This window comes from Halomonas sp. KAO, from assembly GCF_015595025.1.
In the GTDB taxonomy this organism is placed as follows: domain Bacteria; phylum Pseudomonadota; class Gammaproteobacteria; order Pseudomonadales; family Halomonadaceae; genus Halomonas.
Genome location: NZ_JADNRL010000026.1, coordinates 21355 through 40185, shown reverse-complemented (window position 1 = coordinate 40185; position 18831 = coordinate 21355). Strand labels below are relative to the sequence as shown.

The window sequence follows — 18831 nt, the reverse complement described above, 5'->3', positions numbered from 1 at the left end:
GACAGAGACGCCGGCCTTGGAGCCGGCCGGCGTCGTCTTGTCAGCGAGGATTACTCGAGGTTATCGGGGGTGTACTCGACCCCGTTGGCACTCTGGATGGTGCGGATCACCTTCCAGTGCTCCTGATAGTTGATGGGGATAAACTTCTCGACCCCCTCGAACTCCTCGCCCAGCTCGGTGCCGGCGAAGTCGAAGCTGAAGAAGGCCTCCTCGATCCTGTCGACCAGGTCCGGGTGCAGGTTATGGGCGTAGTTGTAGGAGGTGGTCGGGAAGCTGTCCGACTCATAGAGGATCTTGACGTCATCCGGATCATACAGGCCACGGGCGGCCATGCGCTCGACGACCTCCGAGGCGACCGGGGCGGCGTCGTAGTCCTGGGCCACCACGCCGAGCATGGACTGGTCGTGGCTTCCGGAGTAGACCACCTCATAGTCTTCGCCAGGGACGATGCCCATCTCGGGGAACAGGGCTCGCGGCGCCTGGTTGCCGGAGTTGGAGGTGGGCGAGGTGTGGGCGACCCGCTTGCCCTTGAGATCCTCCATCTCGTCGATGCCGGAGTCGACGTGGGTATAGAGCTGAAGGGTGTAGCCGAAGCGGCCGTCGTCGGAACCCATCAGCGCGAAGGGCACGGCCCCCGCCAGGTTGACGGCGAAGGGGGTGGGGCCGGTGGAGAAGCCGGCAATATGCAGGCGGCCGCTGCGCATCGCCTCGACCTGAGCCGAGTTGGACTGCACGGCGAAGAAACGCACATCGCGTCCGGTCACCTCCTCGAGGTGTTCGATGAATGGCTGCCAGATATCGGAATAGATCGCCGGATCTTCCACCGGGGTGTAGGCGAAGATCAGGGTGTCGGGGTCGGCCCACTCGGACTCGTCGGCCGGGCGGTCGGCGACCATGTCGCCGTTCTCGTCGCAGTAGATGGCATCCAGGGCGCCGCGTTCGCACTCCTCCTGAGCCTGGGCCTGGGTCGCGGCCAGCAGGGAGAGGGGCAGCAGCGAGGAGAGGGCCAGCGTGGCGAGCGGGAGCTTTCGAGACCGGAAAGGATGGTGGATCATGGTGTGCCTCGTGAGATTATTGTTGTGTGACGCGTTCGGAAATCGACATGTGAATGATTGATTCCGAATACCATCAACCCAATCTAGAGTTCGGGATGAAAGCATGTCAACCACTTTCCCTGCCGTGAGAGGTCAGTGGCAGAACCGTTACCTGCTGATGCGCCATGGCCACAGCCTGGCCAACCAGCAGGGAGTGATCATCAGCTCGCCGGAGCGCGGGCTGGCCGGTTACGGCCTCTCCCGCCAGGGGCAGCAGCAGCTCGATCGTCTGCTGTCTGTCTGGCACTGGGCGGTCCCCGACCGCATCCTGCATTCGGACTTCCGGCGTACCAGCGAGACGGCAGAGCGCATCGCAGGGCACTTCGGGCTTGCGCTCGACGCCGAGCCACGCCTGCGGGAACGCCACTTCGGCAGCCTCGAGGGCGAACAGGATGACCGCTATGCCGAGGTCTGGGCCAGGGATGCCCGGGACCCGGGCCACCACCATGCGGGGGGGGAGAGCGTGGTCGAGGTGGCGGCACGGATGCGGGCGGTGATCGCCGAGCTGGAACGGCGCCATAAGGGGGAGAGCATCCTGCTGGTCAGCCACGGAGATCCGTTGCAGATCCTGCTGACTGCCCTGGAGGGACGTGAGCTGAGCCGGCATCGTGAGCGCGAGCCACTCAGCCCGGCGAGCGTCACCCCCTTGCCGTCGGCGCCTGCTGTCCCGGGTGGTGGCTGATCCGTCGGGCCAGGTAGTGATCCAGCTGCTGTTGCTGGTCGGCTGTCAGGCTCAGTCCGAGCTTGGTTCGCCGCCACAGGATGTCATCGAGGGAGCGCGCCCACTCCCGTTCGATAAGGTAGTCCACCTCGGCGGCCGTCAGTCCGGCGCCGAACGCCTCGCCGAGGGCGGCCTGGGAGTCCTTGCCGTCGAGAAAGGTGTGGCACAGGCTGCCATAGGTGCGTGCAAAGCGCCGCGCCTGGGCGGTATCCAGAAAGGGGTAGCTCGTCAGCAGGCGTGCCTCGAAGCCGGCCTGGTCGCCGATATCCCCCCCCGGCAGTGGGGTGGCGGCGGTCCAGGCGGCGGCCATCCTTGGGAGATATGGGCTCAGGGCCGTCAGGGCCGCCTCGGCGAGCTTTCGGTAGGTGGTGATCTTGCCGCCGAATACCGAGAGCAAGGGGGCGCCCCGGGTGTCCAGGTCGAGGGTGTAGTCTCGGGTCATGGCCGACGGATCCGCCGACTCGTCGTCGCAGAGTGGGCGTACGCCGGAGAAGGTGCGGATCACGTCATCACGGGTAAGCCGGGCGGTGAAGTGAGCGTTGATCACCGAGAGCAGGTAGTCGACCTCTTCATCGCTGGCTTCGACCTTGGCGGGGTCGCCTCGGTAGCGCCGGTCGGTGGTGCCGATCAGGCTGAATTCCTGATCATAGGGCAGCACGAAGACGATGCGTCCGTCGCTGTTCTGAAGGATAAACGCCCGCTCATCCTGATTGAGCCGGGGCACCACCAGATGGCTGCCCTGGATCAGGCGCACCCCGTAGCGTGCAGTCCTTCTGGCCTGGCGACTCACCACCTCTTCCACCCATGGGCCGGCGGCGTTGACCAGAGTGCGGCAACGCCGGGTCAGGCGCCGGCCCGAATTGCACTCTTCCAGCTCGATCTCCCATTGACCCTCCGCCTCCTTGATCCCGATACAGCGTGTGCCGACCATGATCTCGGCGCCGTTGTCGCGGGCCTGGATGGCATTCAGCACCACCAGACGGGCGTCATCCACCCAGCAGTCGGAGTATTCGAATCCGCGGGTGATCTCGGGGATCAGGCCCAGGTCTGGGGTAAGCGTGATGGCCCGTGAGCCAGGCAGTTTCTTGCGCTTGCCGAGATGATCGTAAAGGAACAGCCCGGCACGCAGCATCCAGGTCGGACGCAGGTGTGAGCGGTGGGGGAGGATGAAGCGCAGTGGCCAGATGATATGCGGGGCCTTGGCGAGCAGCACCTCACGCTCGCGCAGGGCCTCGCGCACCAGGCGAAACTCGTGATGCTCCAGATAGCGCAAGCCACCGTGGATCAGCTTGCTGCTGGCCGACGAGGTGGCACCGGCGAGGTCCCCCTGTTCGCACAGGCCGACCGTCAGGCCACGGCCGGCGGCATCGTTGGCAATGCCGCTGCCGTTGATGCCGCCGCCGATCACGAAGAGGTCGAGCACCTCATCGGACGTATCATTCATGGGGCTTCCTTCCGGAGTATCCGGCGTCGCATGATGTTTGAATTCGAAAGTAGACGAAAGCAAAACGAACATCAAGGCGCGGTCTTGCCCCAGGCCCGGCAGGTCAGCGTGTGCCATCGGGCAAGGGGCGTCGGGCGAGAAAGCGGGAGTCAGGCGAGAAAGCGGGAGTCAGGCGATATGCAGCGCCACATCATGCTGCTCAAGCAGGCGGCAGATGGCGTCGGGTGGCGTGCGGTCGGTAAACAGGGCGTCGAGCTGGGCCAGGTTGCCCTGGCGAACCACCGGATTGCGCTGGAACTTGGAGTGGTCGGTGGCCAGAAAGACCTTGCGGGAGTTGCGGATGATGGCCTGAGCGACCCGCACCTCCTGATAGTCGAACTCCAGCAGTGAGCCATCCTCGTCGATGCCGCTGATGCCGATGATGCCGAAATCGACCTTGAACTGGTTGATAAAGTCGATGGTCGCCTCGCCGATGATGCCGCCATCGCGGGAGCGAACCTGCCCGCCGGCGATGATCACGTTGAAGTCCTCCTTATGCTGGAGGATTGCCGCCACATTGAGGTTGTTGGTGATCACCTCCAGCCCCTGGTGAGCGAGCAGTGCCTCGGCGATCACCTCGTTGCTGGTGCCGATATTGATGAACAACGAGGAGTGGTCGGGCACGTGCCGGGCGAGCAGGGCGGCGATACGCTGCTTGGCCTCGAGATTGAGGGTCTTGCGGGTCGAGTAGGCGGTATTGACGGTGCTCGACTCCAGGCCAGCCCCACCATGGACGCGGCGGATGCGCCCCTCGGCGGAGAGGGTGTTGAGGTCGCGGCGGATGGTCTGGGGCGTGACCGCGAAGTGTTCGGTGAGCTGCTCGATGCTGGCATAGCCCTGGCGACGCACCAGCTCGATGATCGCGTCCTGGCGTTGCTGTTGATTCATGGGTTCTCCTCGGCTTCCCGGATTTTTCATCGCCTTCATCGCCACGGCCGTCGCCGGCGGTGTGTCGGCGCGTTGGCGTTTGAGCGCGGTGATCGACTGGAGTAGTCTGAATGATCATAAACGAACATTGCCGTCAGGGCTTCGCCCAGGATTGCCGTTAACCCCGTCACAGGATGCTTGCCATGGCTTCATACCTTCTGGCCATCGACCAGGGCACTACCAGCTCCCGCGCTATCCTCTTCGGCCGCCATGGGGAGTGCGTGGCCTCGGCACAGCGTGAATTTCCCCAGCACTTTCCCCACGATGGCTGGATCGAGCATGACCCCGAGGATATCTGGGAGAGCGTGCTCGCCACCTGTCGCGAGGTGCTGACCAGGGCGGGTGTGGACCCCCGGGCGATCGACGGGGTCGGTATCACCAATCAGCGCGAGACGACCCTGGTATGGGATCGGAACACCGGGGAGCCGCTGTATAACGCCATCGTCTGGCAGGACCGTCGCACCGACGAGGCGTGCCAGGCCTTGCGCCGGGCGGGTCATCTGGATGATGTTCAAGCGCGGACAGGTTTGCTGATCGATCCCTACTTTTCGGCCACCAAGCTGGCCTGGCTGCTCGATGAGGTGCCTGATGCCCGGGCCCGTGCCGAGCGTGGCGAGCTGGCCTTCGGCACCGTCGATACCTTCCTGATCTGGCGACTGACCGGTGGCCGAGTGCATGCCACCGATGCCACCAACGCCTCGCGTACGGCCCTGTTCAATATCCATGAACAGTGTTGGGATGAGGCGCTGCTGGCCCTGTTCGATATTCCGGCGAGCCTGCTGCCCGAGGTCAAGGACTCCAGCGACGACTTCGGTGTACTGGAGCGCCAGTGGCTGGGGCATGAGCTGCCCATCGCCGGGGTGGCGGGCGACCAGCAGGCCGCTCTGGTCGGCCAGGCCTGCTTCTCGCCGGGCATGGGCAAGAGTACCTATGGCACCGGCTGTTTCATGATCGTCAACACCGGGGAGAGCCCCGAGGTCTCGCGTAACCGCCTGCTGACCACGGTGGCCTATCGGCTGAATGGCAAGCCCACCTATGCCATGGAGGGCAGCATCTTCGTGGCGGGGGCCACCGTGCAGTGGCTGCGAGACGGTCTGCGGCTGTTTGCCGATGCCGCCGAGACGGAAGCCCTGGCCTGCCAGACCCGCAGTGGACACAGCGTCTATCTGGTGCCGGCGTTTACTGGTCTCGGGGCACCGCACTGGGACCCCAGGGCGCGAGGTGCCATTCTTGGTCTGACCCGAGACACCGGGATTGCAGAGATCGTGGCCGCCGGGCTGCAGGCCGTCTGCTATCAGACTCGGGACCTGCAGGCGTGCATGGATGACGATATGGCGGCATCACCGGGCATTCTGCGGGTCGATGGCGGAATGGTCGCCAACAACTGGGTGATGCAGTTTCTCGCCGACATGCTCGGTGTGCCGGTGGACCGACCGACGGTGCTGGAGACCACGGCACTCGGCGCCGCCTATCTCGCCGGCCTGCGCCTGGGGTGGTATCGCGACCTCGAGGAGATTGCCGGGCTGTGGCGGTGTGAAAGGCGGTTTTCGCCGCAGATGGACGAGGGGGAGCGTGAGCGCCTCTATGCCGGCTGGAAGGAGGCCGTCGAGCGGGTGCGCACCCAGTAGCCCTGTGCCGGGCCAAGATGCTGATTCCTCGGCCTTGGTGGGAATATTGGGCTTGCATTTTCGGAGCGGATGGGTAGAATACGCATCCGTTGCCACGCATGATGCCATGCAGCCGGCGAGATGCAGGACCATAGCTCAGTTGGTTAGAGCGCCACGTTGACATCGTGGAGGTCGGCGGTTCAAATCCGCCTGGTCCTACCAAGTCTCACCTCTGGCAGCATTCCTTAGGACCATAGCTCAGTTGGTTAGAGCGCCACGTTGACATCGTGGAGGTCGGCGGTTCAAATCCGCCTGGTCCTACCAGATTTCGAATCACCCCCGCAGCCTCGCTGCGGGGGTGATTTGCTTTGCAGGGGTGCTAGGTGAGGTCGGTGCGCTCGATAAAGGTGGCGACCAGGGCCTCGACGCCCTCCCAATCGGCCGCGCTGAAGCGGGCTTGCCGCGGGCTGTCCAGATCGAGTACGCCCCACAGGTCATCGTTCACGATGACCGGCACGACCAGCTCGGACCGCGATGCCACATCGCAGGCGATATGGTCGGCCACGGCGTGGACGTCATCCACCCGCTGGGTGGTGCGAGTGCGTGCCGCGGCACCGCACACGCCCTTGCTGAAGGGGATCGGGTGGCAGGCCGGCTTGCCCTGGAAGGGGCCCAGGGTAAGTAGTTCGGGCTCGCCCTGTAGATAGAAGCCGACCCAGTTGAGGTCGGGTACCTGCTCCATGATAAAGGCGCAGGTCTGGGCGCTATTGGTCAGCCAGTCACGGGTATCCAGCAGCGCCGCCAGTTGGCGGTTCAGCAGCGAGTAGTCGGGTGTCATCTTGGCTCCTTGAAACGCAAGGGCCGGCCTTGCGGCCGGCCCTTTAACTATCCGAGTCATTTGTCACTCGGGGCTGATCCGTCGCCAAGCCTTCGAGGAGGCGCTGTGAACCCTTCCCTGGGCGCTACCGACGCCGTCCATGGCGTAGGACCTCCTCTTCGGCTTGCCCCCGGCGCCCCTCGCGGCAGGCAATCAAGCTACCTTACTTCCAGCCGGGTACCGCCTGGGCACCAAACAGCTCCTCGGCCTTGGCCTCGACCGCGTCGGTCTGATAGGCCTTGACCAGCTGCTGGATCGCCTCACGCTCCTCGTCACCGCCACGCACGGCGATCAGGTTGACATAGGGGGACTCCGGGCCCTCCTTGATCAGGGCGTCATCCAGGGTCAGGCCGGCGGGCTGGGCGAAGGTGTTGTTGATAAAGGCCATGTCCACATCGGGCAGCACCCGCGGCAGCTGGGCGGCCTCGATCTCGCGGAACTCGAAGTCACGCGGATTGGCGGCGATATTCAGCGGGGTGGCCTCGAGGTTCTCGGGATCCGTCAGCTCCAGCAGCCCCAGATTGTGCATCAGGATCAGGGAGCGGCCCTCGTTGGAAGGGTCGTTGGGCAGGGCGATGGTGGCGCCGTCCGGGAGCTCCTCGATGCTGTCGTACTTATCGGAGTAGGCGCCGATGGGGTAGACGAAGGTGTAGCCGGCGACGGCGAAGTCGTAGCCACGATCCTCCACCATGGAGCGCATGTAGGGCTCGTGCTGGTAGGCATTGGCATCGAGGCTGCCGTCGGCCAGGGCGGCATTGGGGGTGACATAGTCGGTGAACTCGATGATCTCCACCTCGAGGCCATACTCGCGCTGGGCGATCTCGGCGGCGACCTCCATCACCTGGGTCTCGGGGCCGGCGACGGTGCCGACCTTGATGGCGTGATCATCGGCGAGGGCGGCGCCGGCACTCAGGGCTAGGGCGGGGGCGAGGGCGGTAGTGAGCAGTGTCTTGTGCATGTGGTGGAATCTCCAGGTCTCGAGTCGGTGGAGGTGATGATAACGAAATAAGAATAAAGATTTAAATAGCTTTTGGCTATTTGTGATCACTCTTGCGCACCAGATAATCCCCCAGGCTCTGAAAGCCCTGCACCATGACGACCAGGATCGCCACGGTAATCAGCATGATGGTGGGGTTGAAGCGATTGTAGCCGTAGCGGATCCCCAGGTCGCCCAGGCCGCCGCCGCCGACGGCACCGGCCATGGCCGAGTAGCTCACCAGGGTCACGATAGTAACGGTAAGGGCGGTGAAGATGCCGCCCCTGGCCTCCGGCAGCAGTACCTTGTGGATGATCTGCCAGGGGGTGGCGCCCATCGACTGGGCGGCCTCGACCAGGCCCGGATTGATCTCGTTGAGCGCACCCTCCACCAGGCGTGCGATAAAGGGGATGGCGGCGATGGTCAGTGGCACCGCGGCGGCGTTGGTGCCGATGGAGGTGCCAACGAGCATGCGCGTGAAGGGGATGATCGCCACCATCAGAATGATAAAGGGGATGGAGCGGCCGATATTGGTGATGATGCCCAGTGCATTATTGAGCACCGGCTGGGCCAGCACCTGGCCAGGACGGGTGACATAGAGCAGCACTCCCAGCGGGATGCCCGCCAGAGCCGAGATCACCCCCGAGATGCCCACCATATAGAGGGTGTCGAGTGTTGCCTTGAGAATCAGTTCAAGCATCGCGCTGGACATGGCCGAGCACCTCCACCTGCAGGTCGTGGGATTCGAGATAGTCGAGGGCCTCGCGGGTCTTGGCCGCGGGACCCATGAGTTCGGCGATCATCAGGCCCAGGGTGCGCTCCTGGATCGACTCCACCTTGGCCTGAAGGATGCTGACGTCGACGCCGCACTCCCTGGCCAGACGCGATACCAGCGGTGCGGCCACGGCATCGCCACGGAAGGCCAGTCGCACCACCGGATGAGTGTGCGGACCCGGTGACTCCTCGAGGCGCTCGATGAGGGCGCGGGGAGGCTCCAGCTTGAGAAAGTCATTGAGGAACTCACGTCCTAGACGCGTGTTCGGTGAGGTGAAGAAGTCGCCCACCTCGGCCTCTTCCACCAGCTCGCCGTCGGAGATCAGGCTGACGCGATGGCAGATCGATTTGACCACCTCCATCTCATGGGTAATCAGCAGGATGGTCAGGCCGAGCTGCTGGTTGATATCGCGCAGCAGGGCGAGGATCGAACCGGTGGTCTGGGGGTCGAGGGCCGAGGTCGCCTCGTCGCAAAGCAGTACCTTGGGGCGGCTGGCCAGCGCGCGAGCAATGGCCACACGCTGCTTCTGGCCGCCGGAGAGCTGGGCCGGGTACTGGCTGGCCTTGTCGGCGAGGCCGACCAGCTCCAGCAGGGGGGTAACGCGGCTGCGGATCTCGGCCCGCGGCATGCCCATCAGCTCCAGGGGCAGGGCGACGTTGGCGAAGACCGTGCGATTGGTCAGCAGGTTGAAGTGCTGAAAGATCATGCCCATGCCGTGCCGCGCCTGATTGAGCGCCTGGCGCGACAGGCCGGTGAGCTCCCGCCCATCGACGGTGACGGTGCCTGTGGTGGGGCGCTCGAGAAGGTTGACGCAGCGGATCAGCGTCGACTTGCCGGCCCCGGAGAGGCCGATCACACCATGGATCTGGCCCGCAGGCACGTGGAAGTCGACCTGCTTGAGTGCCTGGACGCTTCGGGCGACGCCATCACGGCGTCCCTTGAGCTGGTAGGTCTTGGAAACGTTGTGGAGTCGGATCATGGATGCCACCGCTGGGGGCGCCGAGGCGGGCGGTGCAGGATGGGGGCAAAAAAAAGGCCACCCTGGCGGGTGGCCATCAACGCTGGACACACCCTTTTAGCTGCACTTCACGGCTTGATCGAGTCATGCCGCGGGCGCCCGCAAGCCGGGTTCAAATCGGCGCCATTCAATGTAGCCGGCAAGGATAGGGGTCGGCCGGGGACCTGTCAATCCTGCCGCATGGCTTCCTGCTGGATGGCGCCTTGCGCCATAACATGCTTTGTCGATGACCTGTTTTCCAGTGGATATTGTGGAACTGCACGGCGATGGACGGGGAGGGGGAGAATTTCCTACACTCATGCCTCTTTCCGCCCCGGTCCGGGGGCGCCAGCAGCCAAGGAGACGCCATGTTCACTGGCATCGTGCAGGGCACCGCCGAGGTGGTGGCCATCCAGGAGGCCGAGGCCTTCCGAACCCATGTCGTCCTGCTGCCGGAAGCGCTGCGCAGTGGGCTGGAGATCGGCGCCTCGGTGGCCCATAACGGGGTCTGCCTGACGGTAACCGCCATCGCCGAGGAGGGGGTGAGCTTCGATCTGATGCGCGAGACGCTGCGGGTCACCAATCTCGGCACCCTGGCGGTGGGGGATCGCGTCAATATCGAGCGGGCCGCGCGCTTCGGCGACGAGATCGGTGGCCACGCGATGTCGGGACATATCATGGCGCAGGCCGAGCTGGTCGAGCTCGATGAGGCGCCCAACAACCGTCGGCTATGGTTCGAGCTGCCGCATGCCCTGGGACGCTTCCTGTTCGACAAGGGCTATATCGGTGTGGATGGGGCGAGCCTCACCATCGGCGAGGTACGCCAGGCCACCGGCGGGCAGGGGCCACGCTTCTGCGTCGACCTGATTCCCGAGACCCTGCAGCGCACCATCCTGGGGGAGCGTGTGCCGGGTGACCGGGTCAATATCGAGATCGATCCCCAGACCCAGGCGATCGTCGAGACGGTCGAGCGGGTGCTGGCGACCAGGGCGACCCAGTAGCGACGTCGAGAGGGCGTTGGTGGACGGACTGGCGATTGGTCCATGAGTTGCTTATACAGAGTGCAGGATTGAAGACCGCCGAATAGGCGGTCGCCTCGCATCAACGGAGGGCTTTGGGTACTATGTGCCGCTTTTCCCGCCCCCCGGGGAACTCTCATACCGTCCACGCGCGCAGGAACGAGCCCCATGAAGAGCCTGATAGACAAGCATTTCAAGCTAGCCGAGCACGGCACTAGCATCAAGACCGAGGTCATCGCGGGGATCACCACCTTCCTGACGATGGCCTACATCATCTTCGTCAACCCCAGCATCCTCTCCGAGGCTGGGATGGACTATGGTGCGGTCTTCGTGGCGACCTGCCTGGCCGCGGCACTGGGCTGTCTGGTGATGGGATTGTGGGCCAACTACCCCATCGCCCAGGCGCCGGGCATGGGGCTCAACGCCTTCTTTACCTACGGTGTGGTGCTCGGCATGGGCTACACCTGGGAGGCGGCCCTGGGGGCGGTGTTCTTCTCGGGGTTCATCTTCCTGCTGCTCAGCATCTTCCGGGTGCGTGAGTGGATCATCAACTCGATTCCGCTCTCGCTGCGTCTTGGCATCGCGGCCGGTATCGGCCTGTTCCTGGCGATGATCGCCATGAAGAATGCCGGCATCGTGGTCGCCAATCCGGCCACCTACGTGTCGGTGGGGGACCTTTCCGAGCCCTCGGCACTATATGCCTTGCTGGGCTTCTTCGTGATAACCGCGCTCTCCTACATGCGGGTCACCGGCGCGGTGATGATCGGCATCCTCGGTATCACCGTGCTCTCCATGCTGCTGGGGCATAACGAGTATGGCGGCCTGATGTCCATGCCGCCCTCCATCCTGCCCACCTTCATGGCGCTGGACCTGGCCGGGGCGCTGGATATCGCCATGCTCAGCGTGATCTTCGCCTTCCTGTTCGTCGACCTCTTCGACACCTCCGGCACCCTGATCGGCGTGGCCCACAAGGGGGGGCTGCTGGACAAGGAGGGCAAGCTGCCGCGCATCGGTCGTGCCATGATGGCCGACAGTACGGCCTCCATGGCCGGCTCCGTGCTGGGCACTTCCACCACCACCAGTTATGTGGAGTCCACCGCCGGCATCGTCTCGGGCGGGCGCACCGGCCTCACCGCCGTGGTGGTGGCCGTGCTGTTCCTGATCAGCCTGTTTTTCGCCCCGCTGGCGGGCTCCATCCCGGCCTATGCCACCGCCGGCGCACTGCTCTATGTGGCGGTGTTGATGGCCAGCAGCCTGGCTCACGCCAACTGGGATGATCCCACGGATGCCGCGCCGGTGTTGATCGCGGCCCTGGCCATGCCGCTGACCTTCTCCATCGCGGAAGGGATTGCGCTGGGCTTCATCAGCTTCGTTGCCATCAAGGCGCTGTCGGGCCGCTTCCGCGATCTCAACCCCGCGGTGATCGTGCTGGCCCTGCTGTTTGCCGCCAAGTTCCTGTTCCTCGACTGAACGAACACTCACTACCGAGAACCGTCATGAGCATCTACGGCGACTATATCAAGTCCGTCATTCGCACCGTTCCCGACTGGCCCAACCCAGGGGTGAACTTCCGCGATATCACCCCGCTGCTGCAGAACAGTGCGGCCTTTCGCAAACTGATCGACAGTTTCGTGCATCGCTACCAGGAGATGGATATCGATGCCGTGGCGGCCATCGATGCACGCGGTTTCATCGTCGGTGCACCGCTGGCCTATGAGCTGGGATGCAGCTTCGTGCCGGTGCGCAAGAAGGGCAAGCTGCCGTTTCGTACCATCAGCGAGACCTATACCCTGGAGTACGGCGAGGCCGAGGTGGAGCTGCACTCCGACGCCTTTCAGAGCGGTGATCGCATCCTGATCGTCGATGACCTGATCGCCACCGGCGGTACCATGCTGGCCGCGGCCAAGCTGATCAGCCGCAGCGGTGGCCAGGTGGTGGAGACCGCCACCATCGTCGATCTGCCTGATCTCGGTGGGTCGCAGCGCATCCGCGAGGCCAAGTACAGCGTCTTCGCCGTCTGCTCCTTCACCGAGGACGAGTAACGTCATGAGCACCAACCGCTACCACCAACACTTCACCGTCTCCTGGGATCAGCTGCACCGCGACGTGCGCGAGCTCTGCCGCCGCCTGGTGGAGCGCGACTTCAAGGGAGTCATCGCCATCACGCGCGGCGGCCTGATTCCCGCGGCGCTGATTGCCCGCGAACTCAATGTTCGCGTGATCGACACCGTCTGTATCAAGAGCTATGACCATATGGAACAGGGCGGACTCGATGTCCTGAAGGGGGTCGACCATGACGGCGACGGCTGGCTGCTGGTCGATGATCTGGTGGATACCGGCAAGACCGCACGCAAGGTGCGCGAGATGCTGCCGCGTGCGCACTTCGTGACCGTCTACGCCAAGCCCGAGGGCAAGCCCCTGGTCGACCAGTATCTGACCGAGGTGGCTCAGGAGTGCTGGATCCAGTTCCCATGGGATATGGGTGTGGCCTATGTCGAGCCGCTGGTCGATCAGGTCAAGCGCTAAGGCGAGGAGGGCCGGGGATGGCTGCACCGTTACCCGCCAGCTGGCGGCAGTGGCTCGAGGAGGAGTTTCAGGCGCCCTACATGCAGGCGCTGCGCGAATTTCTGGCCGCCGAGAAGGCGGCCAGGAAGGTGATCTACCCGCACTCCTCGGAGTGGTTTCGAGCCTTCGAGCTGACACCGCTGGAGAGGGTCAAGGTCGTGATCCTCGGCCAGGACCCCTATCACGGCCCCGCCCAGGCTCATGGACTGTGCTTCTCGGTGAAGCCTGGCGTGCGCACGCCGCCCTCCCTTGTCAATATCTACAAGGAGCTCGAGGCAGACGTCGGTTTCACTCCCGTGTCCCACGGTAATCTGGAGCACTGGGCGCGCCAGGGCGTGCTGTTGCTCAACACCTCGTTGACGGTGGAGCAGGGCTGCGCCGGCTCGCATCGGGGACGCGGCTGGGAGGCCTTCACCGACCGTGCGATCGAGACCGTCAGTGCCCACGCCGAGCCCTCGGTATTCCTGCTGTGGGGCAGCCATGCCCGTCAGAAGAGAGCGCTGGTGGATCGCTCGCGCCATCTGGTGCTGGAGTCGCCACACCCTTCGCCGCTCTCGGCCTACCGCGGCTTCTTCGGCAACCATCACTTCTCCCGGGCCAATGCGTTTCTCGCCGAACACGGTCGTGAGCCCATCGACTGGCAGCTGCCCGAGCGCATCGATGAGAGTACGCCTTAACCTCAACGCAGGATGCGAGTAGAATGGCGCGCAATTTGTCGCCCGGGTCCATGCGACCAAGGTCGACGGGTTCCGCCACCCGCTACTCCCGCTGTACTACCTGAGAGGTTCCGCCCATGAGCGTCCATGCCATCCAGCACCCCCTGGTCCAGCACAAGCTGGGCCTGATGCGTGAAGCCGGCATCAGCACCAAGAGCTTTCGTGAACTGGCCGGCGAACTGGCCAAGTTGCTCACCTACGAGGCGACCCAGGATCTGGAGCTTCAGATCCAGGATATCGATGGCTGGAGTGGCGAGAAGATCCCGGTTCAACTGCTCAAGGGCAAGAAGGTCACCATCGTGCCGATCCTGCGTGCCGGGCTGGGCATGCTTGATGGTGTCACCGACCTGATTCCCAGTGCCCGGATCAGCGTGGTAGGCCTCTATCGGGATGAGGAGACCCTCGAGCCGGTGCCCTATTTTGCCAAGTTCGCCAAGGGGCTCGACGAGCGCATGGCCATCGTCATCGATCCCATGCTGGCCACCGGCGGCACCATGGTGGCAACTCTGGACATGCTGCGGGAGCGGGGCTGCAAGCATATGAAGGTGATCGTGCTGGTGGCCGCCCCCGAGGGCATCAAGCGGGTACAGGACGCCTACCCCGATATCGAGATCTATACCGCCGGGGTGGATGAGCGCCTCGACGAGAACGGCTATATCGTCCCGGGGCTGGGCGATGCCGGAGACAAGATCTTCGGTACTCGTTGAACGACCTTACGTCTTTACCGAGTTACCCCTGATGCCGACCCCCGTTACCCGTCTGTGGTAGCGGGCGTCGTGTGTGTCGCTTCCCGCCTATTGTGCTTCGCTACATTCTCGATGCTGCGAAGTTCTCGATGTTGCAAAGTTCTCGATGCTGCGAAATGTTCGTTTTCGATCATGTCGCGGAATCGACGGCCCCGCCTTTTCTCCTCTAAACGTCTATTGGACGAAAGTTTAGTAATTAAAAAAAGCATGCACTAACAGAGTGTTCTTCGTGCGTCCCGGCCTACCGATGGCTCGGTGGCGTCATTTTCGGTTGGTGACATTTGTGTTTGAAACCGAATTTCGGCTACGTTGTATACAGCAGACACTGAAAACAATCGATAACAACGAACGGTCGAGATCTGTATGTCATTGATTTTAGAAAACATCGATCAGGTGATCGGTGGTGCCACTCATATCTCGGGCGTGAACCTGGAGCTCCAGCCGGGCTCGCTCAATGTCCTGTTGGGACGAACGCTGGCGGGAAAGACCACACTGATGCGGCTGATGGCCGGGCTGGATACGCCTACCCGGGGTCGCATCCTGATGAACGACGAAGACGTGACCGGGCGCTCTGTTCGCAAGCGTAACGTCTCGATGGTCTATCAGCAGTTCATCAACTACCCGACCCTCACCGTCTACGACAATATCGCTTCTCCCCTCAGGCTGGCCAGGGTCGCCACCGCCGAGATCGATCGGCGTGTGCGGGAAGTCGCCGAGATGTTGCATATCGAGCACCTTCTCGATCGCCTGCCTCTCGAGCTCTCCGGCGGTCAGCAGCAACGGACCGCCATGGGGCGGGCGCTGGCGAAGGATGCCGATGTGGTGCTCTTCGATGAGCCGCTGGTCAACCTCGATTACAAGCTCCGAGAGGAATTTCGCGACGAGCTGCGTGCGGTGTTCAGCGAGCGCAACTGTATCGCGGTATATGCCACGACAGAGCCCGGGGAGGCCCTGGCTCTGGGTGGCAATACCGCTGTCCTGCATGAAGGACGCCTGGTGCAGTATGGTCGTACAGAAGATGTCTATCATCGTCCACGTGACATCCTGGCCGCAGAGCTGTTTTCCGAGCCCCCGATCAATATCGTGAAGGGGGTAATCTCTGGCGGGGAGGTGACCTTCGACAAGACGCTGCATTTTCCCATCAATGATGATCTGCGCGGTCTTGCCCCGGGGGAGTACCGTTTTGGCGTGCGTGCCTCTCATATCTCTCTCCTGCCTCGAGCCGAGAGTGATATCGAGCTGAAGATGACAGTCGACCTGGCGGAGATCAGCGGGTCCGAGACGTTTCTTCATGTGCACAACGATCTGTATCACATGACGGCGCACCTCGAGGGGGTTCACGAGTTTCGTGTCGATGCGCCCGTGACGCTCTATTTTCCTACCCACAAGATCTATGCATTCGATCATGAGGGTGCGGTGGTGCATATACCGAGCCACCTGGGAGGAGTCTGACATGGCCGAGATCACCTTGAAGTCCCTGGCACATACCTACCTTCCTGATCCTCGCTCGCCGGAGGACTACGCCATCCGCGAGATGGACCATGTTTGGCATCAGGGGGGCGCCTATGCCCTCCTGGGGCCTTCGGGCTGCGGAAAATCGACGCTTCTCAATATTATTTCGGGCTTGCTGGAGCCCTCCAGCGGCGAGGTTCTCTTCGACGGGGAGGTGGTCAATGACCTGCCTCCCGAGGCGCGCAATATCGCTCAGGTTTTCCAGTTTCCCGTGGTCTACGACACCATGACGGTCTACGACAACCTGGCCTTTCCACTGCGCAACGTGAAGACACCGGCGCAGCGTATCCATGAGCGTGTCATGGAGGTCGCCGAGGTGCTGGAGCTTACGCCACAGCTCAAGCGCAGGGCCAGGAACCTTACCGCGGACGAAAAGCAGAAGGTCTCCATGGGCAGGGGGCTTGTGCGAGAAGATGTCTCCGCCATCCTCTTCGACGAGCCGCTCACCGTTATCGACCCACAGCTCAAGTGGAAGCTGCGTCGCAAGCTGAAGGAGATCCATCAGCGTTTCGAGATCACCATGGTCTACGTGACCCATGACCAGCTCGAGGCCTCTACCTTTGCCGACAAGATCGCCGTCATGTACGAGGGGCAGGTCGTGCAGTTTGGAACCCCAAGGGAGCTGTTCGAGAGGCCTAACCATACCTTCGTGGGTTACTTCATCGGCAGCCCTGGCATGAACTTTCTGGAGGTGGAGGCCAGGGGCGGGAACGTGATGGCCGGAAGCGTCGAGCTGGCGGTCGAGCAGGCCGTCCATGATGCGGTGGACCATGCCACGTCCACCAACATCAGGCTTGGTATTCGCCCGGAGTTCATCGAGGTGCATGCCGAGCGGGTCGAGGGGGGGATGGAGGCGAGGGTGAATCACGTTCAGGACTTCGGGACCTATTCGATCGTCTACCTGACATTGGGGAAAATAGAGCTGAAGGCGCGTATCGAAGAGGATCAGGTTGCGCCGACCGGCCAGGCCTGGCTGCGTTTTCCCAATGAGCGACTCGGCCTTTACATCGATGAATACCGCGTGGAGGTCGGCCATGAATAAGGTTTACAACAACCGCGCCTGGTGGCTGATTCTGCCGATGCTCCTGCTGGTGGCCTTTTCGGCCGTTATTCCCCTGATGACGGTGGTGAACTACTCGGTACAGGACGTCTTCGACGCCAATACCCGCTTCTTTACGGGGACCGAATGGTTCAGGGAGATGCTCAATGATGCGGCGCTGCAGGCCGCCGTGTTGCGTCAGTTCGCCTTCTCGCTGACCGTGCTGGCCATCGAGGTGCCACTGGGAATCGGTATCGCCCTGATAATGCCCAGGAAGGGATGGCAGGCCTCGGCCGTGCTGATCCTGGTGACCATGCCACTACTGATTCCATGGAACGTGGTCGGCAGCATCTGGCAGATTTTCTCGCGGGGGGACATCGGCCTGCTGGGCTGGAGCCTGCGGGAGCTTGGCTATGGCTACAACATCACCTCGAGCCCGGTAGATGCCTGGGCGACCATCATCCTGATGGATGTCTGGCACTGGACGCCGCTGATCGCACTGCTTTGCTACAGCGGTCTGCGTTCTATCCCCGATGCCTACTACCAGGCGGCGCGTATCGACCGTGCCTCGAAATGGTCCGTGTTCCGCTACATTCAGCTGCCCAAGCTTACCAATGTGCTGGTGATAGGGGTGCTGCTGCGTTTCATGCACTCCTTCATGATCTATGCCGAACCCTTCGTGCTTACGGGGGGAGGCCCCGGCAGCTCCACGACCTTCCTGAGCCAGTCGTTGACGACCATGGCGATCGGACAGCAGGACCTGGGCCCGTCGGCGGCGTTCTCGCTGATCTATTTCCTGATCATCCTGCTGGTCACCTGGGTGTTCTATACGGCGATCATGAATATGCAAAAAGATGATAACAATAGGGAGGCATGATATGCGCGATTCAGTGCCCACCACCCCGGATGCGGTACGCCAGCAGGCAGCGGCCGCCAACAACCGTCGGCGTCGCAAGGCGCGTCCGGCCTCTCGCCAGTGGCGCCGTCGGGCACTGATGACCGCCTATATCATTTTTGTTCTGCTGCCTATCTACTGGCTACTCAATATGTCCTTTCAGTCCAATACCGAGATCCTGGGTGGACTGACCCTGTGGCCCGACAACTTCACCATCGAGCATTACGCCAAGATTCTGACCGAATCCAGCTGGTATATGGGCTACGTGAACTCGATCACCTATGTGTTGATGAACATGTTGATCAGCATTGCGGTCGCGCTTCCAGCCGCCTATGCCTTCAGCCGGTACCGGTTCATCGGCGACAAGCATCTCTTCTTCTGGCTGTTGACTAACCTGATGGCACCACCGGCCGTTTTCCTGTTGCCCTATTTCCAGCTCTACTACACGGTCGGGCTGTTCGATACCCATATTGCGGTGGCACTGGCCCATTGCCTGTTCAATATTCCATTGGCGGTATGGATTCTCGAGGGCTTCATGAGCGGGGTGCCCAAGGAAATCGACGAAACGGCCTTTATCGATGGCTATAGCTTTCCAACGTTCTTCGTGAAGATCTTCATCCCCATGATCAGTTCGGGTATCGGCGTGACCCTGTTCTTCCTGTTCATGTTCTCCTGGGTCGAGCTGCTGCTGGCCAGCACGCTGACCTCCACCGGGGCTCAGCCCATTGCCTCGGTAATGACTCAGACCAAAGGGGCCTCGGGCATCGACTGGGGGGCTCTGGCGGCGGCCGGTGCGCTGACGATCGTGCCGGGCATCGTGGTGGTCTATTTCGTTCGCAACCATATTGCCAAGGGCTTCGCCCTGGGGCGGACCTGAGAGGG

19 protein-coding genes and 2 tRNA genes are annotated in these 18831 nt (G+C 62.8%); 14 read left to right on the top strand and 7 right to left on the bottom strand.

All coding sequences use genetic code 11. The features are described 5' to 3' along the window. Positions 1-50 precede the first annotated feature (50 nt). Positions 51-1055 carry a phosphate/phosphite/phosphonate ABC transporter substrate-binding protein gene (gene phnD, locus IOC61_RS13995; RefSeq protein WP_195689365.1) on the bottom strand — a complete coding sequence of 335 codons (1005 nt, stop codon included), beginning with the start codon at positions 1053-1055 and terminating at the stop codon, positions 51-53. 103 nt (positions 1056-1158) lie between these two features. On the opposite strand from phnD, the gene IOC61_RS13990 reads away from it, so the two are divergent. Beyond that, positions 1159-1776, top strand: a complete 618-nt coding sequence (locus IOC61_RS13990) for a histidine phosphatase family protein (protein WP_229333154.1) — start codon at positions 1159-1161, stop codon at positions 1774-1776. Here IOC61_RS13990 and glpD read toward each other — a convergent pair. Then, positions 1733-3259 carry a glycerol-3-phosphate dehydrogenase gene (gene glpD / locus IOC61_RS13985; protein WP_195689364.1) on the bottom strand — a complete coding sequence of 509 codons (1527 nt, stop codon included), beginning with the start codon at positions 3257-3259 and terminating at the stop codon, positions 1733-1735. The two genes, IOC61_RS13990 and glpD, sit on opposite strands and share 44 nt — an antisense overlap. 168 nt (positions 3260-3427) lie before the next feature. After that, a complete protein-coding gene (locus IOC61_RS13980; RefSeq protein WP_195689363.1) occupies positions 3428-4186 on the bottom strand; it encodes a DeoR/GlpR family transcriptional regulator in 759 nt (252 codons plus the stop codon). A 182-nt stretch (positions 4187-4368) separates the two neighbouring features. Here IOC61_RS13980 and glpK point away from each other — a divergent pair, with 182 nt between their 5' ends. The 3 genes from glpK (at position 4369) to IOC61_RS13965 (ending at position 6156) form a co-directional block, all read left to right on the top strand. Continuing rightward, complete coding sequence (gene glpK / locus IOC61_RS13975; protein ID WP_195689362.1) at positions 4369-5853, top strand: glycerol kinase GlpK; 1485 nt, start codon at positions 4369-4371, stop codon at positions 5851-5853. Between the two features lie 124 nt (positions 5854-5977). Next, positions 5978-6054, top strand: a tRNA-Val gene (locus tag IOC61_RS13970). 25 nt (positions 6055-6079) lie between these two features. Further along, positions 6080-6156: transfer RNA gene (locus tag IOC61_RS13965), tRNA-Val, on the top strand. A gap of 55 nt (positions 6157-6211) precedes the next feature. Here IOC61_RS13965 and IOC61_RS13960 read toward each other — a convergent pair. From IOC61_RS13960 to IOC61_RS13945, 4 genes are all read right to left on the bottom strand, one after another. Continuing rightward, positions 6212-6670, bottom strand: a complete 459-nt coding sequence (locus IOC61_RS13960) for a GAF domain-containing protein (protein ID WP_195689361.1) — start codon at positions 6668-6670, stop codon at positions 6212-6214. 202 nt (positions 6671-6872) lie between these two features. Further along, positions 6873-7667, bottom strand: coding sequence for a MetQ/NlpA family ABC transporter substrate-binding protein (locus tag IOC61_RS13955; protein ID WP_195689360.1), 795 nt, complete (start codon positions 7665-7667; stop codon positions 6873-6875). A 76-nt stretch (positions 7668-7743) separates the two neighbouring features. Further along, positions 7744-8397 (bottom strand): methionine ABC transporter permease, encoded by a 654-nt coding sequence (locus IOC61_RS13950; protein ID WP_195689359.1) that lies wholly within the window; start codon positions 8395-8397, stop codon positions 7744-7746. After that, positions 8378-9439, bottom strand: coding sequence for a methionine ABC transporter ATP-binding protein (locus tag IOC61_RS13945; RefSeq protein WP_195689358.1), 1062 nt, complete (start codon positions 9437-9439; stop codon positions 8378-8380). The genes IOC61_RS13950 and IOC61_RS13945 overlap by 20 nt, the downstream gene beginning before the upstream one ends. Positions 9440-9825: 386 nt before the next feature. On the opposite strand from IOC61_RS13945, the gene IOC61_RS13940 reads away from it, so the two are divergent. The 10 genes from IOC61_RS13940 to IOC61_RS13895 all read left to right on the top strand — a co-directional run bounded on the left by IOC61_RS13940 (position 9826) and on the right by IOC61_RS13895 (position 18826). Further along, positions 9826-10458: a riboflavin synthase subunit alpha gene (locus tag IOC61_RS13940; RefSeq protein ID WP_195689357.1), complete on the top strand. Its 633-nt coding sequence runs from the start codon at positions 9826-9828 to the stop codon at positions 10456-10458. Positions 10459-10644: 186 nt separating this feature from the next. Continuing rightward, on the top strand, positions 10645-11946 hold the full coding sequence (locus IOC61_RS13935) for an NCS2 family permease (protein ID WP_195689356.1): 1302 nt from the start codon (positions 10645-10647) through the stop codon (positions 11944-11946). Between the two features lie 26 nt (positions 11947-11972). Further along, complete coding sequence (locus tag IOC61_RS13930; protein WP_132044833.1) at positions 11973-12518, top strand: adenine phosphoribosyltransferase; 546 nt, start codon at positions 11973-11975, stop codon at positions 12516-12518. Between the two features lie 4 nt (positions 12519-12522). Further along, positions 12523-13002: a xanthine phosphoribosyltransferase gene (gene gpt, locus IOC61_RS13925; RefSeq protein WP_132044831.1), complete on the top strand. Its 480-nt coding sequence runs from the start codon at positions 12523-12525 to the stop codon at positions 13000-13002. A 17-nt stretch (positions 13003-13019) separates the two neighbouring features. Beyond that, complete coding sequence (gene ung / locus IOC61_RS13920) at positions 13020-13718, top strand: uracil-DNA glycosylase (protein ID WP_195689355.1); 699 nt, start codon at positions 13020-13022, stop codon at positions 13716-13718. A 116-nt stretch (positions 13719-13834) separates the two neighbouring features. Continuing rightward, positions 13835-14464: a uracil phosphoribosyltransferase gene (gene upp, locus IOC61_RS13915; protein ID WP_195689354.1), complete on the top strand. Its 630-nt coding sequence runs from the start codon at positions 13835-13837 to the stop codon at positions 14462-14464. Between the two features lie 402 nt (positions 14465-14866). Then, entirely contained in the window at positions 14867-15955 is a 1089-nt protein-coding gene (locus tag IOC61_RS13910) for an ABC transporter ATP-binding protein (protein ID WP_195689353.1), read from the top strand. 1 nt (position 15956) lies between these two features. Then, positions 15957-17057, top strand: coding sequence for an ABC transporter ATP-binding protein (locus IOC61_RS13905; protein WP_195689352.1), 1101 nt, complete (start codon positions 15957-15959; stop codon positions 17055-17057). After that, positions 17050-17931, top strand: a complete 882-nt coding sequence (locus tag IOC61_RS13900) for a carbohydrate ABC transporter permease (protein WP_195689351.1) — start codon at positions 17050-17052, stop codon at positions 17929-17931. The genes IOC61_RS13905 and IOC61_RS13900 overlap by 8 nt, the downstream gene beginning before the upstream one ends. 1 nt (position 17932) lies before the next feature. Beyond that, positions 17933-18826, top strand: coding sequence for a carbohydrate ABC transporter permease (locus IOC61_RS13895; RefSeq protein ID WP_229333153.1), 894 nt, complete (start codon positions 17933-17935; stop codon positions 18824-18826). Positions 18827-18831: the final 5 nt, after the last annotated feature.

Coding starts and splice junctions, on each gene's coding strand:
- glpK (WP_195689362.1), top strand. CDS start 4,369: ATGGCTTCATACCTTCTGGCCATCGACCAGGGCACTACCAGCTCCCGC.
- IOC61_RS13945 (WP_195689358.1), bottom strand. CDS start 9,439: ATGATCCGACTCCACAACGTTTCCAAGACCTACCAGCTCAAGGGACGC.
- IOC61_RS13955 (WP_195689360.1), bottom strand. CDS start 7,667: ATGCACAAGACACTGCTCACTACCGCCCTCGCCCCCGCCCTAGCCCTG.
- IOC61_RS13980 (WP_195689363.1), bottom strand. CDS start 4,186: ATGAATCAACAGCAACGCCAGGACGCGATCATCGAGCTGGTGCGTCGC.
- IOC61_RS13930 (WP_132044833.1), top strand. CDS start 11,973: ATGAGCATCTACGGCGACTATATCAAGTCCGTCATTCGCACCGTTCCC.
- IOC61_RS13940 (WP_195689357.1), top strand. CDS start 9,826: ATGTTCACTGGCATCGTGCAGGGCACCGCCGAGGTGGTGGCCATCCAG.
- upp (WP_195689354.1), top strand. CDS start 13,835: ATGAGCGTCCATGCCATCCAGCACCCCCTGGTCCAGCACAAGCTGGGC.
- IOC61_RS13905 (WP_195689352.1), top strand. CDS start 15,957: ATGGCCGAGATCACCTTGAAGTCCCTGGCACATACCTACCTTCCTGAT.
- gpt (WP_132044831.1), top strand. CDS start 12,523: ATGAGCACCAACCGCTACCACCAACACTTCACCGTCTCCTGGGATCAG.
- IOC61_RS13950 (WP_195689359.1), bottom strand. CDS start 8,397: ATGTCCAGCGCGATGCTTGAACTGATTCTCAAGGCAACACTCGACACC.
- IOC61_RS13900 (WP_195689351.1), top strand. CDS start 17,050: ATGAATAAGGTTTACAACAACCGCGCCTGGTGGCTGATTCTGCCGATG.
- IOC61_RS13910 (WP_195689353.1), top strand. CDS start 14,867: ATGTCATTGATTTTAGAAAACATCGATCAGGTGATCGGTGGTGCCACT.
- IOC61_RS13895 (WP_229333153.1), top strand. CDS start 17,933: ATGCGCGATTCAGTGCCCACCACCCCGGATGCGGTACGCCAGCAGGCA.
- ung (WP_195689355.1), top strand. CDS start 13,020: ATGGCTGCACCGTTACCCGCCAGCTGGCGGCAGTGGCTCGAGGAGGAG.
- IOC61_RS13935 (WP_195689356.1), top strand. CDS start 10,645: ATGAAGAGCCTGATAGACAAGCATTTCAAGCTAGCCGAGCACGGCACT.
- IOC61_RS13990 (WP_229333154.1), top strand. CDS start 1,159: ATGTCAACCACTTTCCCTGCCGTGAGAGGTCAGTGGCAGAACCGTTAC.
- IOC61_RS13960 (WP_195689361.1), bottom strand. CDS start 6,670: ATGACACCCGACTACTCGCTGCTGAACCGCCAACTGGCGGCGCTGCTG.
- glpD (WP_195689364.1), bottom strand. CDS start 3,259: ATGAATGATACGTCCGATGAGGTGCTCGACCTCTTCGTGATCGGCGGC.
- phnD (WP_195689365.1), bottom strand. CDS start 1,055: ATGATCCACCATCCTTTCCGGTCTCGAAAGCTCCCGCTCGCCACGCTG.